This is a genomic window from Streptomyces naganishii JCM 4654 (genome assembly GCF_014650575.1).
In the GTDB taxonomy this organism is placed as follows: Bacteria; Actinomycetota; Actinomycetes; order Streptomycetales; family Streptomycetaceae; genus Streptomyces; species Streptomyces naganishii.
Map to the genome: position 1 here is coordinate 128,505 of NZ_BMVF01000003.1, position 14,174 is coordinate 142,678.

The 14,174-nt window shown below is 73.6% G+C and carries 10 protein-coding genes; 4 read left to right on the plus strand and 6 right to left on the minus strand.

Going from position 1 to position 14,174, the window contains the following annotated elements:
• Positions 1 to 40: 40 nt before the first annotated feature.
• Positions 41 to 841, minus strand: coding sequence for a crotonase/enoyl-CoA hydratase family protein (locus IE217_RS06035; protein WP_190176667.1), 801 nt, complete (start codon positions 839 to 841; stop codon positions 41 to 43).
• A 193-nt stretch (positions 842 to 1,034) separates the two neighbouring features.
• On the opposite strand from IE217_RS06035, the gene IE217_RS06040 reads away from it, so the two are divergent.
• Positions 1,035 to 2,654: an acyl-CoA synthetase gene (locus IE217_RS06040; protein WP_190176668.1), complete on the plus strand. Its 1,620-nt coding sequence runs from the start codon at positions 1,035 to 1,037 to the stop codon at positions 2,652 to 2,654.
• Positions 2,655 to 2,741: 87 nt separating this feature from the next.
• Here the strand turns inward: IE217_RS06040 and IE217_RS06045 are convergent, their stop codons facing one another.
• Positions 2,742 to 3,581, minus strand: a complete 840-nt coding sequence (locus IE217_RS06045) for an alpha/beta fold hydrolase (protein ID WP_190176669.1) — start codon at positions 3,579 to 3,581, stop codon at positions 2,742 to 2,744.
• Positions 3,582 to 3,733: 152 nt separating this feature from the next.
• On the opposite strand from IE217_RS06045, the gene paaK reads away from it, so the two are divergent.
• Positions 3,734 to 5,032: a phenylacetate--CoA ligase PaaK gene (paaK, locus tag IE217_RS06050; RefSeq protein WP_190176670.1), complete on the plus strand. Its 1,299-nt coding sequence runs from the start codon at positions 3,734 to 3,736 to the stop codon at positions 5,030 to 5,032.
• On the opposite strand, the gene IE217_RS06055 is transcribed toward paaK, so the two are convergent.
• From IE217_RS06055 to IE217_RS06070, 4 genes are all read right to left on the minus strand, one after another.
• Positions 5,013 to 5,591: a GNAT family N-acetyltransferase gene (locus tag IE217_RS06055; RefSeq protein ID WP_190176671.1), complete on the minus strand. Its 579-nt coding sequence runs from the start codon at positions 5,589 to 5,591 to the stop codon at positions 5,013 to 5,015. The genes paaK and IE217_RS06055 overlap by 20 nt on opposite strands.
• A gap of 32 nt (positions 5,592 to 5,623) precedes the next feature.
• Complete coding sequence (locus IE217_RS06060; RefSeq protein ID WP_190176672.1) at positions 5,624 to 7,123, minus strand: acyl-CoA synthetase; 1,500 nt, start codon at positions 7,121 to 7,123, stop codon at positions 5,624 to 5,626.
• A 192-nt stretch (positions 7,124 to 7,315) separates the two neighbouring features.
• Positions 7,316 to 9,016, minus strand: a complete 1,701-nt coding sequence (locus tag IE217_RS06065) for an acyl-CoA synthetase (RefSeq protein ID WP_190176673.1) — start codon at positions 9,014 to 9,016, stop codon at positions 7,316 to 7,318.
• Positions 9,013 to 10,122, minus strand: coding sequence for an NAD(P)H-dependent flavin oxidoreductase (locus IE217_RS06070; RefSeq protein ID WP_190176674.1), 1,110 nt, complete (start codon positions 10,120 to 10,122; stop codon positions 9,013 to 9,015). Before IE217_RS06070 ends, IE217_RS06065 begins: the two co-directional genes overlap by 4 nt.
• A gap of 489 nt (positions 10,123 to 10,611) precedes the next feature.
• Here IE217_RS06070 and IE217_RS06075 point away from each other — a divergent pair, with 489 nt between their 5' ends.
• Positions 10,612 to 12,519 (plus strand): hypothetical protein, encoded by a 1,908-nt coding sequence (locus IE217_RS06075; protein ID WP_190176675.1) that lies wholly within the window; start codon positions 10,612 to 10,614, stop codon positions 12,517 to 12,519.
• Positions 12,520 to 12,617: 98 nt separating this feature from the next.
• Positions 12,618 to 14,147, plus strand: coding sequence for a hypothetical protein (locus IE217_RS06080; RefSeq protein ID WP_190176676.1), 1,530 nt, complete (start codon positions 12,618 to 12,620; stop codon positions 14,145 to 14,147).
• Positions 14,148 to 14,174 lie beyond the last annotated feature (27 nt).

Below are 14,174 nucleotides of genomic sequence, written 5' to 3' on the forward strand. Positions count from 1 at the left end.
GCTGCTCCTTGGGGTGGGTCGCGTCCCTGGCTCCGGCGGGTCAGGCGCGTTTGTAGACGGGGGTGCGCTTCTCGGCGAAGGCGCGGGCGCCCTCCTTGGCGTCGGCGGTGGCGAACACCGGCCAGCCGCGCCCCAGTTCGGCGGCCAGTCCGTCGCTCTCGGTCATGTCGGCGGTCTCGTAGACGGAGGCCTTGACGGCCTCGACGGCCAGCGGGCCGCAGGAGTTGACCTGTTCGGCGATCTCCAGTGCCTTGGTGAGGGCGGTGCCGTCGGGCACCACGTGTCCGATCAGGCCGACGGCGGCGGCCTCCGCCGCGCTGTAGGGGCGGCCGGTGAGCAGCATCTCCAGGGCGTGCGTGCGGGGGATCTGGCGTTGCAGGCGCACGGTGGAGCCGCCGATGGGGAACAGTCCGCGGCGGACCTCGAACAGGCCGAAGGTGGCCGACTCGCCCGCCACCCGGATGTCGGTGCCCTGGAGGATCTCGGTGCCGCCGGCCACGCACGGGCCCTCGACGGCGGCGATCACCGGTTTGCGGGGGCGGTGGTGGCGGAGCATCGCCTTCCAGTGCAGGTCAGGGTCGGCCTTGAGCCGGTCGCGGTGCTCCTGCCCCGCCATGCCGTCGCCGGCCAGGGCCTTGAGGTCCATGCCCGCGCAGAACGCGCCGCCCGCGCCGGTGAGGACGATCGAGCGGACGGTGTCGTCGGCGTCGGCCGCCAGCCAGCCGTCGTGAAGACCGACGAGCATGGCGAGCGAGAGGGCGTTCCTGGCCTCGGGCCTGTTGAGGGTGAGCACCAGTGTGGCGCCTTCGCGCCGCACGGTGAGGTGTTCGGTGCCGTCCATGGCGGTCTCCCGTCCCGTCTGGGGGAACGAGAACAGGTTGCAGTAGGCGGGGAGGCTCTTCAAGAGTTTTCTGACAGTCAGTCAGATTTCTGCCGCGCGGGGCCTTCCCAGTTGCGGTGCCCTTTGCTCTGATGACCGGCGAACCGACCAACGCGCCCTTCTTCGCCGGGCGCCGCGCGGGTCAGGAGGAGCGGTGGAGTACAACCTTGCCGATCTGTTCGAGTCGGTCGTCGACGTCGTCCCCGGCCGCGAGGCGCTGGTGTACGTCGACCACCCGGGCACGGGCGCGGAGCGCCGGCTGACCTACGCGGAGCTGGACGCGGCCGCCAACCGCGTGGGCCACCACCTGCTCGACAGCGGGGTGCGGCCCGGCGAGCACCTCGGGCTGCACCTCTACAACGGGGTCGAGTACCTCCAGACCGTGCTCGGCTGCCTCAAGGCGCGGATCGTTCCGGTCAACGTCAACTATCGATACGTAGAAGAGGAGTTGGCCTACCTCTACCAGGACGCGGACCTGGCTGCACTGGTCTTCGACGCGGAGTTCACCGACCGGGTGGCGAGCGCGCTGCCGCGGGCGCGGGGGCTGCGGCACCTCGTGCGGGTGGGCCGCGTGCTGCCGGGGGCCGCTGCGGTGCCCGCCGTGGACTTCACGGACGCCGAGGCCGCCGCCTTGCCCGGGAGGGGCTTCGAAAAGCGTTCCGGCGACGACCAGTTCATCATCTACACCGGCGGCACGACCGGCATGCCCAAGGGTGTGATGTGGCGTCAGGAGGACCTGTTCTTCGCGGGACTGGGCGGCGGCGCGCCCACGGGCGAGCCGGTGAGCAGGCCTGAGGAACTGGCCGAGCGCGTCGCCGCCGGGGGCGACGGGATCACCTTCTTCCCCACTCCCCCGCTGATGCACGGCACCTCCATCCTGACCACGTTCATCGGCCTCAACTTCGGTCAACGCATCGTGCTGCACCGCAAGTTCGTGGCCGAGGAGGTACTGCGCACGATCGAGAAGGAGAAGGTCACCAGTGTCTCGCTGGTGGGCGACGCGATGCTGCGGCCCCTGATCGACGCGCTGGGCGGGCCGATGAAAGGCACCGACTGCTCGTCGCTGTTCAGCGTGTCCTCCTCGGGCGCGATCATGTCGGAGACGGTACGGCAGCAGTTCCGGGAGCTCGTCCCGAACACCGTGCTGCTGAACAACTTCGGCTCCTCGGAGTCCGGTTTCAACGGCACGGCGACCGACGACTCGGGGCCCGGACGCGGCTTCCGCATCCGGATGAACTCCCGTACCCGAGTGGTCGATCCGGCCACCCGGGAGCCGGTCGCCCCCGGCGGGATCGGCCGGGTCGCGCAGTGCGGTCACGTGCCGCTCGGCTACTACAACGACCCGGCCAGGACCGCCGAGACGTTCTTCGTCAAGGACGGTGAACGCTGGGTGCTGCTCGGCGACATGGCGACGGTCGACGAGGAGGGCGTGGTCACCGTCCTCGGCCGGGGCTCGCAGTGCATCAACACCGGTGGCGAGAAGGTGTATCCGGAGGAGGTCGAGCAGGCCCTCAAGGCACATCCCGACGTCTACGACGCGCTGGTCGCCGGGGTTCCGGACGCGCGGTGGGGCAGCCATGTGGCGGCGGTGGTGCAGTTGCGCGAGGGAGTGGCCAGGCCCTCGTTGCGGGAGATCCAGGCGCACTGCCGGGACCGGCTGGCCGGCTACAAGATCCCGCGCCAGCTGGTGATCACCGAGTCCATCCGGCGCTCACCGAGCGGCAAGGCGGACTACCGCTGGGCACGGGAGGTGGCGGCCGCGGCGGACGAGTGAGACCGCCGGCGAGCGGGCCGGGTCCACGGGTGGCCAAACCGGGGCACGGGGGCGGGGAAGCCGGTCACCATCGGTTGCGGAACCCGGTCACGATCGGTCGAGGAAGCCGGTGACGCGGTTCGCGAACCACTCCGGGTCGTCGAGCCAGGGGTAGTGCCCGGCGCCCGGCTGGACCGCGAACTCGGCGTGCGGGAACGCCTCCGCGGCCCGGCGGGCCAGTTCCGGGAGGGGTCCCCCGTCGAGGCCCCCGGCGAGGACGAGGACCGGGGCGGTCAGCGCGCCGAGCGCGGCGCGGGTGGCGGCGGAGTCGAAGGCGGCCTCGGCGAAGTAGCGTTGTGCCGCGCCCTCGTTGGTCTGCTCCTCCTCCGCGTCGGCGTGGGCGCGGGCGGTGGCGTCCCAGCGGCCGTAGAAGAACGGGGTGAACGCCGGGTCGTACTCGCCGGTGCCGGCCAGCCAGGCGCGGAGGGCGGGATAGGCCTTCCCGAACCAGGGCTCGCCCGCCCGCAGCCGGGCGGCGGTCAGGCGGTCCTCGGGCGTGACGGCGAGGCCCAGCGGGCGCAGGGCGGCGGTGATCAGCGCCAGCCGCGCCACCCGGTCCGGGTGCCGGGCCGCGTACAGGGCGGCGAGGCTGCCGCCCGCCGAGTGCCCGAGCAGGTCCGTCCGCTCCAGGCCGAGGTGGGCGCGCAGCGCCTCGACGTCGTCGGTCTGGCGGTCGCAGCGGTACGTCCCCGGGTCGGCGGGGACCGCGGAGTCGCCGGTGCCGCGCAGGTCGAGGAGGATCAGGGTGCGGTGGGCGGTGAGGCCGCCCAGGTCGCCGAGGTAGGCGGAGGCGCGCATGGGGCCGCCCGGGAGCACGACCAGAGGGGCGCCCCGCCCGCGCACATGGTAGGCGAGTTCGGTCCCGTCGGGCGCGGTGAAGCTCGGCACGGGGCTCATCCTGGCTGGTCGGGGGTGCGGCCGCCAGGGATTTTTCCGCGCCCGGGGTCTTGCCCGGGGCCGGGGCGGCCTGGATTACTGATCTCCGTATCTCGACCGAATGATCGGTCGACGTAGGGTGGTGGCAGGTGAGGGAGACCCCGATGGCGGACGTGAACCAGGTGCCGGTGCTGGACGCGGGGGAACGGCTCGACGCGCCCGGGCTCAGGGCGCTCCAGCTGGAGCGGCTGCGGGCCCAGCTGCGGCACGCGTACGAGAACGTGCCGTTCTACCAGCGGTCCTTCGACGAGGCGGGTGTGCGCCCCGAGGACTGCGAGTCGCTCGCCGACCTGTCCCGCTTCCCGTTCACCACCAAGGCGGACCTGCGGGAGAACTACCCGTACGGAATGTTCGCCGTGCCCCGCGACCGGGTGCGCCGCCTCCACGCCTCCAGCGGCACCACCGGGCGGCCCACCGTGGTGGGCTACACCGACGCCGATCTGTCCATGTGGGCGGACATGGTGGCCCGCTCGCTGCGGGCGGCGGGCGCGCGCCCCGGTGACGTGGTGCACGTGGCGTACGGGTACGGGCTGTTCACCGGTGGTCTCGGCGCGCACTACGGCGCGGAGCGGCTCGGCTGTACGGTCGTGCCGGCCTCGGGCGGCATGACGGCGCGGCAGGTGCGGCTGATCGAAGATCTGCGGCCGCGGATCATCATGGTCACGCCGTCCTACATGCTGACGCTGCTGGACGAGTTCGAGCGGCAGGGCGTCGACCCGCGCGGGACCTCGCTGGAGGTCGGTGTGTTCGGGGCGGAGCCGTGGACGCAGGAGATGCGGCGGGAGATCGAGGAGCGGTTCGGGATCGACGCGGTCGACATCTACGGGCTGTCGGAGGTGATCGGGCCCGGGGTCGCGCAGGAGTGCGTGGAGACCAAGGACGGCCTGCACGTGTGGGAGGACCACTTCTTCCCCGAGGTCGTCGACCCGATCACCGGGGAGGTGCTGCCGGAGGGCGAGGAGGGGGAGCTGGTGTTCACCTCGCTCACCAAGGAGGCCATGCCGGTGATCCGTTACCGCACACGGGACCTGACGCGGCTGCTGCCGGGGACGGCGCGGGTGTTCAGGCGGATGGAGAAGGTCACCGGGCGCAGCGACGACATGGTGATCCTGCGCGGGGTGAACCTCTTCCCCACGCAGATCGAGGAGATCGTCCTGCGCACCCCGGGCGTGGCCCCCCACTTCCAGCTCCGCCTCACCCGCGAGGGACGCCTGGACGCCCTCACCGTGCGCGCCGAGGCCCGCCCGGGCGCCACCCCGGAGACCCGCGAGGCCGCCGCGCACTCCATCGCGGCGGCGGTCAAGAACGGCATCGGCGTCTCGGTCGCCGTCGAGATCGTGGAACCGGAGTCCCTGGAGCGCTCGGTCGGCAAGATCAAACGCATCATGGACCTACGGGGCTGACCCGGCTCCGCAGGTGCAGGTGCCCTTGGAGCGGGTGTGCCGGGGGCGCGGCGGGCAGCGTGCCGGCCCGCTCGTAGCCGCAGGCCCGCGCCACCCTGCAGGACGCCTCGTTGTCCGCCTGGTGCAGCAGCTCCAGGCGGTGCAGCCCCTGGCCGGCGAAGGTGGCGAAGGCCCACCCGGTCAGCGCCTCCAGCGCCCGCGAGGCCACCCGCCGCCCGCGCGCGTGGGCAGCGGTCCAGTAACCGACCTCGGCCCGCCCGCTCCCGGCCACGAGCCCCTTGAGCACGACATGCCCGACCGGCTTCTCCTGTGCCCCCGTCTCCAGGACCGCGAAGGAGAACCGGTCCCCGGCCTCCCACCGGCGCCCCTGCTCCCGGATCCAGCGCAGGGCGCTCTCCTCGTCGCCGATGGCGTGCGACGTCCAGCGGCGCAGGCTCTCGTCCCGGTAGGCCTCCGCCAGGGCGGCGGCGTCGGCGTCCTCCCACCGGCGCAGGAGGAGCGCGGGGGCCGAGGCGGTCGCCTCAGCGCGCAGCCGGCCGGCGATCTCGTTCGCGGTCATGCCGCCATCCTGCCGCAGGGCCGGAACGGCTTCTACGAGGTGCCGTGTTCGTCTCGGAGCCGGCGCTTGAGGATCTTGCCGCTGGCGTTCCGGGGGAGCTCGTCGACGAAGACGACGCGTTTGGGGGCCTTGAAGGGGGCGAGCCTCTCGCGGGCGTGGGCGATCAGCTCGGCCTCGGTGGTCTCGCCGCGGCGGACGACGAACGCCGTGACGGCCTCGATCCACTTGTCGTCGGGCAGGCCGACCACGGCCACCTCCGCGACCCGCGGGTGGGTGTAGAGGACGTCCTCGACCTGGCGGGAGGCCACCAGCACGCCGCCGGAGTTGATGACGTCCTTCACGCGGTCGACGATCGTGTGGTAGCCGTGGGCGTCGCGCACCGCGAGGTCCCCGGAGTGGAACCAGCCCTCGCGGAACGCCTCCGCCGTCTCCTCGGGCCTGTCCCAGTAGCCCTCGCACAACTGCGGTGAGCGGTAGACGATCTCACCAGGGGTGCCGTCCGGCACGTCCTGGCCGTCCTCGTCGACCACCCGGGCGTCCACGAAGAGCACCGGGCGCCCGCAGGAGTCCATCCGCCCCTTGTGCTCGTCGGGCCCGAGCACCATCGCCAGCGGGCCGATCTCGCTCTGGCCGAAGCAGTTGTAGAAGGCCAGCTTCGGCAGCCGGGCGCGCAGCCGCTCCAGGACCGGCACCGGCATGATGGAAGCGCCGTAGTACGCCTTGCGCAGCCCGTCCAGGTCGCGGGTGGCGAAGTCGGGGCGGTTGGCCAGGGCGATCCACACGGTCGGCGGGGCGAACAGGCTGTCCGCGCGGCCGGATTCGACGAGGTCGAGGATCCGGTCGCCGTCGGGCGCGTCGAGGATCACGTTGGTCGCGCCCACCGCGAGATACGGCAGCAGGAAGACGTGCATCTGCGCCGAGTGGTACAGCGGCAGCGAGTGCACGGGCCGGTCCCCCGCGCTCAGGTCGAGCGCGGCGATCGCGCTCAAGTACTCGTGCACCAGCGCCCGGTGGGTCATCATCGCGCCCTTGGGCAGGGCGGTGGTGCCCGAGGTGTAGAGCAGCTGCACCAGGTCCTCACCGCGCGGCGCCGGACCGCCGTACGGCTGCGCGTCCGGCAGCAGCGCGAGCAGCCCGCCGGCGTCGTCCCGCAGCGGCAGCGTCCGTACGCCGTCGGGGAGCCGGCCGGCCAGGTCCGGGTCGGCGAGAACCAGGGCGCTGCCCGACTGGCCGACGATGTAGGCGAGGTCGTCCCCGGTGAGGTTCTGGTTGACCGGCACGTGCACCAGGCCGGCGCGGGCGCAGGCGAGGAAGGCGATGAGGTAGGCGTCGGAGTTGTGGCCGTAGGCCGCGACCCGGTCGCCCGGGGTGAGGCCCTGGCCCAGCAGCACGCTCGCCGCGCGCGAGACGGCGTCGTCGAGTTCGGCGTACGTCCAGGACCGCTCGCCGTACTCGACGGCGACCCGCGCCGGGGTGCGCCGCGCGCTGCGGCGCAGGACCGCGTCGACCGTGCTCCCGCGTTCAGGCGTCATGCCACATGATCCTCGGCTCGCCGCGCGAGGAGGTCAAGGAGGAGCCCGGGGCGGAGTCAGTGAAGGCCTCCTGGGGCCGAGTCCCTGGAGGCGTCCGGGCAGGAGCCGGGGCCGCGTCCGCAGGGGCATCCGGAGCGGGGTCGGGGCGGCGTCCGGAGCGGAGTCGGGGCGGCGCCCGTCGGGGCCGCGCGCTCACACGGGCCCGGTGCGGCCCTCCCAGTACGGTTCGCGCAGCCGTCGTTTGTACAGCTTGCCGTTGGGGTCGCGGGGCATCTCGGCGATGAAGTCGACGCTTCTGGGCCGCTTGTAGCCGGCGAGTCGGCCGGCGCAGTGGTCGAGCAGGCCGGCGGCGAGGGCCGGCCCCGGTTCGTGGCCGGGGGCCGGTTCGACCACGGCCTTGACCTCCTCGCCCCAGTCGTCGTGCGGGACGCCGAAGACGGCCGCGTCGGCGACGGCGGGGTGGGCCAGCAGCACCGACTCGATCTCGGCGGGGTAGATGTTGACCCCGCCCGAGATGATCATGTCGATCTTGCGGTCGCGCAGGAAGAGGTACCCGTCCTCGTCGAGGTACCCGAGGTCGCCCACGGTGAAGAAGTCGCCTACGCGGTTCCGGCGGGTCTTGTCCTCGTCCTTGTGGTACGAGAACGAGCCGGTGCTCATCTTCATGTAGACGGTGCCGAGTTCGCCGGGCGGCAGCCGGGTGCCGTCGTCGCCGAGGACGGCGAGCTCGCTGATGGGCCACGCCCTGCCGACCGTGCCGGGCTTCTTCAGCCAGTCCTCTGCGGTGGCGAACGCACCGCCGCCCTCGCTGGCCGCGTAGTACTCCTCCACGCACCGGCCCCACCAGTCGATCATCGCCCGTTTGACGTGGTCGGGGCAGGGCGCGGCGCCATGGATGGCGTGCCGCATGGACGAGACGTCGTAGCGGGCGCGGACCTCCTCGGGCAGGGCGAGCAGGCGGTGGAACTGGGTCGGGACCATGTGGGTGTGCGTGCACCGGTGGGTGTCGATGAGGCGCAGCATCTCCTCGGGCGTCCACTTGTCCATCACGACCAGCTGGTGCCCGATGTGCAGGGACGCGCCCGCGAACTGGAGCACGGCCGTGTGGTACAGCGGCGAGCAGACGAGGTGGACGTTGCCGTCGTAGGGCTTGACCCCGAAGATGCCCAGGAAGCCGCCGAGGTAGGACTCCTCGGGCGGCTTGCCGGGCAGCGGGCGCCTGATGCCGCGGGGGCGGCCGGTGGTGCCGGAGGTGTAGTTCATGACCCAGCCGAGGGTGCGGTCCGCGGGCGGCGACTCCGGCTGCCCGTCGAGCAGTTCGGGGTACGGACGGAAGCCCTCGGCCTCGCCCGCCGCGTACCGGTGCGAGGCGGGCAGGCCGGCCTCGTCGGCGGCCCGGCGTGCCGCGTCGGCGAAGCGCTCGTGGGCGATGAGCACCTTGGCGCCGGAGTCGGCCACGATCCAGGCGATCTCGGGGCCGACCAGGTGGTGGTTGACGGGGACGAGGTAGAGGCCGGCCTGGGTGGCGGCGAGGTAGGCGGTGAGGAGTTCCACGCCGTTGGGCAGGACCACCGCGAAGGCGTCACCGCGCTCCAGGCCCGCGGCCCGCAGGCCGTGCACGAGCCGGTTGGCGTCGGCGTGCAGCCGCCCGGCGGTCCACTCCTCACCGTCCGGCGCGACCAGGACGGTGCGGCCGGGTTCGGCGGTGGCCTGCGCCCAGAACCCGTTCGGGGGCGCGCCCGTCGTGGTGCCGGTGCCCGTACCGGGGTTCCCGGCACCCGCTGTGGGCCTCCCAGCGCCCGCGGCGGACGTGCCGCCCGTGTTCGCTTCGGACGTGCTGCCCGTGTTCGCTTCGGACGTGCCGCCCGTGTTCGCTTCGGACGTGCTGCTCACTGGCCGCTCCTTCCGGCGATGCGGTTGACGCGGTCGACGGCCCGCTCGAAGCCGCGGGTGAGGTCGTCGAACACGGCCTGGACACTGCGTTCGCTGTTCATCCGCCCGACGATCTGGCCGACGGGCGTCCCGAGCAGCGCGTCGACCTCGTACTTCTGGATGCGGGAGACCGCCTCGGCGACGAGCAGCCCCTGCAAAGGCATGGGCAGGGCGCCAGGGCCGGCCGGGTCGTCCCACGCGTCGGTCCATTCCGTACGCAGCTGACGGGCCGGCTTGCCCGTCAGGGCGCGGGAGCGCACGGTGTCGCCGGACCCGGCGGCCAGCAGCTTGCGGGTCAGGGCGGGCGAGTGCAGGTCGGCCTCCTTGGTGGTGAGCCAGACCGAGCCCAGCCACACCCCCTGGGCGCCCAGCGCGAGCGCGGCGGCGGCCTGTTGCCCGCTGCCGATGCCTCCCGCCGCCAGCACGGGCAGCGGGGCCACGGCCTCGACGACCTCGGGGGTGAGCACCATGGTCGCGATCTCGCCGGTGTGGCCGCCTGCCTCGTAGCCCTGCGCGACCACGACGTCGATGCCGGCGTCCCGGTGCTTGCGGGCGTGCCGGGCGCTGCCCGCGAGCGCGGCGACCAGCACGCCCCGCTCGTGGGCGCGGGCCACCACGTCGGCGGGCGGCGAGCCCAGGGCGTTGGCCAGCAGCCGGATGGGGTGGCCGAAGGCGACGTCCAACTGGGAGCGGGCGACCTGCTCCATCCAGCCGGTGATGCGCCAGCCGGCCGCCTCGCCCTCGGCGAGTTCGGGCACGCCGTACTTGGCGAGGGTCTCCCGTACGAACCGCCGGTGCGCCTCGGGGATCATCGCCTCGACGTCCGCCTCGGTGACGCCCTCGACCTTGCGGGCGGGCATGACGACGTCGAGGCCGTACGGCAGTCCCCCGATGTGCGCGTCGATCCAGTCGAGGTCGCGCTCGAGGTCGCCGGGGGCGGTGTAGCGGACCGCGCCGAGCACTCCGAAGCCGCCGGCCCGGCTGATGGCCGCGGCGACGGCGGGGAACGGCGTGAAGCCGAAGACGGCGTGCTCGACTCCCAGTTTCCTGCTCAGCTCCGTCTGCATGGGCGCAGGATGCCGCAGTCCTCCGGACGACGGAAGAGCGTTTCTGATACGCCGTCAGATCCACTTTCCCGGCCCCGTCGCGACCCCGCTGCGGCCCCGCCGCCACCTCGCCGTCGTCTCACGGCCGTCTCGCGGCCGTCTCGCAGTCGCCGCCGCGCGCGGCGCGTGATCAATTTCGGTCAATCACAGTCATCCCCAGCACTCCATCTTTCGAATATCAATCGGCATTCGAAATACATCGACACCACCACTCCCCCTTTCTTTCATTTCGGGCTACGCGTTCCAGAAGCGGCAATAAAAGCTCACGAATACGGGTCCCATCCGCTCAGCGGGCGATAATGTGAATCCGCAACCGGACTGGGGATTCCGGGTTCTGCGATCAGTCGTGGCCGCCTTCTCACCTGGGCTCATCCATGCCTGATGCACGTGCAACAGCGGTCGTCCGCCGTCAAGTCGCGGCACGTCGGCCGTATCGGGGGGTGGGGAACAGTGCAGTCGAACAATGGGCCGAACGCCCGCGCGGCCGATCTCAGGGCGGCGCTCCGTGTCGCGGACCAGCTGACCGCGGGACCCGGCGCGCGCGACACCGAGGGAGCCACGAACGCCGAGTACGAGGACGGGAATTCCGGCCGCGCCATACCGCCCGTCGGTCACCGCGTCGCCGCGCTCGCCGCCGCGCTGCCCGCCGCCGGTACGGGCGCCGGACCCACGCCCGGCGCCTGGCGGTCGGCCTGGCAGGACGTCCTCGCCGAGGAGCGGGCGCGGCTGTCCCGGGCGGGCCTCGGCTGGGTCCTCACCCGCCTGGCCGCGGGGGTGTTCCCGGCCCTGGACCTCCTGGAGGTCGGCTGCGAGCGCCTGCGCCTGACCCGGCTCGCCTACGCCCCGGCCGCCACCGGCCCCGAGGTGATACGGCTCGCCGAGTCGGCCTGGACCGAGCCGGCCCCGGCCTCAGGGGTGCTGCCGCCCGAGCGTGCCGCGCGTCTGTTCCTGCTGGCCGGGGGCGCCGGCCACGCCACGGCCGGGCTCGGCGAGGCGCTGCACAAGTCCCTGGCCGCCTTCGTGCGCGGCGCGCACCGCGACGACGCGGCCGGGCCCCTGCTGCTCGCCGTCCGGGCCACCGGCTGGCAGCCCCTGGAGCGGGCGGCCGAGGCCGTGCGGGAGGAGTCCGGCGCGCTGCTGTGCCTGCGGCTGCCCGCCGGCTGGCCCACGGCCCCGGACGACCTGGTGGCGGCGCTGCCGCTGCGCACCACGGTGTGGCTCGCCGCCGCCCGTGTGGACGGCGGCTCGGGGACGGTCGGCCTGGTCCGCCGGCCGCTGTTCGCGGCCGGCACCCGCGCGGACGACCACCACGCCGGCCCGATGGTCCACGTCCCCGTCACCGCGCCACCGCCCGGCGCGGCCGGAGCGGCCGGCGACGGGAGCGTGGCCGCCGTGGTCACCGCCGGACCCGAGGAGCCGCCGTCGCGGTGGCAGGCGCTGCGCGTCGACCGGCTCGAACTCCCGCCCGGCTCCCGCAGCACGCTCCGTTACGAGCTGCGCGGCCGCCACCGCGTGGAGCTGCACCACGACGGCCCCCACGAGTCCGAGCCCACGCCCTGGGCCGTCCTGGCCTCCGGCACCCCGCGCCGGCTGTCCCAGCCCCGCCCGGTCGACCTGATGGTCGCCGTGGAGATCGCCGGACCCCAGGTCGACGGGGGCACCGCCGTGGAAGAGCGGCTGCAGGAGGCCGCCGCCGTGGTGGATGCCGTGTCGGAGGCGGTGGGCGCCGAGGACACCCTGCACGTCGGGCTGCTCGGTTACCGCGACCACGACCCGCTGCACCGGGCCGGTGAACACGAGCCCGTGGTGCACCGGTTCGGCATGGCGACGGCGCCGGACGCGGTGCGGGGCCTGGCGGCCTGGCGCCCCTGCCCGCTGCGGCACGACTTCGCCACCGGACTGGAGCACGTGCCGCACGAGCTCGCCGCCTGGCGCCACCTGTGGCGGCCCGGCAGCCACCGGGTGCTGCTCGTGGTCGGCTCCCGCCCGCCGCACCCACGCACCCGGCCGCCCCAGGTGCTGCGGCGCGGCGCGGCCGTGCGCATCTGCCCGGACCGGCTGGACTGGCACGCCGATCTGGCGGCGGCCCGGCACTACGACGGCCTGGCGTGCGTGGCCGTCGTCGACGAGCCGGTCTGGATGGAGGACCTCGCGGGCGAACCCCACCTCGCGCACTGGGCTGCGGACGCCTGGGGCGCGTTCGGCACCGAGGGACGGTTCACCGCCGGGCACGACCCTCGGCTCATCGCCGCCGCCGTCGTGGCGCCGGCGCTCTGCCTGCCCCCGGACGGCGCGCCGATCCGGCTGGTCGTCGCCGACGGCACCGCCGGCGAGTGGCAGCAGGCCGTCGCCGGCTGACGAAGACATCGCCCACCCAGCCGGTGCGCGCGGGCGCGCGGACCGGGCCACCACGCACGGCGGACACCGTCCGCCGCCCGTCAAGCAGGAGCACAGCCATGGTCGACGACGACGCGCGGCCCGAGCGCGACAAGGACGCCGAGCCGGACCGCGCAGAGCGGGACCGCGAGCGCGGGCAGCAGGACCGGGAGCAGGGGCCGCTGGACGTACTGGGCCGGTCCACCCTCGTGGGAAGCCGGGCCGCCCTGCCTCCGGCCCCGCCCGCGGGCACGCCGGCCGGCGACGGGACCGCGCCCCCGCGCCCCCGCCCGGGACCGCCCGCCGGCAGGAAGGACGGCAGGCGGGACGACGCCAGGGACCGGAAGGACGGCCGGCGCGACGACAGGAGGGACGACGGCAGGGACGCCAGGGACGCCAGGCGGAACGACCGGAGGGACGACGCGGGCGGCGGCCGGGCCCGCGCGGCCGCCGCGCCGGCACCCCGGTCGGCGCCGGAGGCGGAGCAACTGCCCAGTGTCTTCCTGGAGAAGCTCGACGAGGAGGCCCCGCCCGCCCGCGCCGACAAGTACGCGAAGAACGGCCGCAAGGGCGCAGCCGCCCAGCACGAGAACCAGGAGGCCGCCGTACGGGAGCCGGAGGGCCGGGCCGCCGCGCCCGAGTCGGCGGTCACCCTCTGGGGCGGCATGGGCAGCGGCAAGTCGACGCTGCTGGCGGCGGTGTCGAAGGCCGTGCAGGACCCGCTGTACGGCAAGTGGACCATGTATCCGGCGGACCACGCCTCGCAGCGGTTCCTCGGCGAACTGGCCCGCGTCCTGTACCGCGAGCGCAAGTTCCCCAACGCCACGCTGAAGCCCGAGCGCCCGGTGCGCTTCACCCTGGCCGGGGACCTCACCGGCACCCGGTACTCCCGCGCCCGGCGCACCCTCTTCCGGCGCCGCGGCGAGCGGGCGCGCGATCTGACCGAGTTCCAGGTCAGCGTGCGCGACATGCCCGGCGAGGCGTTCGACCTGCACTCGCAGACGGGCGCCGCCCTCGGCGACCAGCTGATCCAGGACTTCGTGGGTTCCCGGGCCATGGTCTACGTCGTCGACCCCGTGCGGGAGTGGCAGGTCAACGGCGAGGACGGGCCGCTGACCAAGGACGCCCGGCAGAACGCGGACTTCTTCACCGAGGTCCTGGGCCGGGTGGCCACCGAGATCAACATGCGCGGCGAGCGCCAGGGCACCGTACTGCCGCACAGCATCGCGGTGTGCCTGGCCAAGTTCGACGACGACCGGATCTTCCGCTTCGCCTGCGAACAGGGCAACGTGCGCGTCAACCCCCGTACCGGCCAGCCCGAGGTCATGGACGCCAAGCGGCTGTTCGACGGCCTGTGCCACGCCCTGCCGCACGGCAGCCTGCGCGACATCCAGCGCCAGATCGAGTCCTACTTCGCCCCCGAACGCGTCGGCTACTTCGTCTGCTCCGCCGTCGGCTTCTGGGTCGACCCCGACCGCGGCTTCGACTTCGAGAACCCGTACCTGATCAACCAGGTCGAGGACACCGTGCGCTTCGCGGCGGCGCCGCGGCCCGTCAACATCCTCGAACCCTTCCTCTTCCTGCGGGGCTTCGTCCCGACGCAGTCCTGATCCGGCAACCCGACACCCGCACGAGGA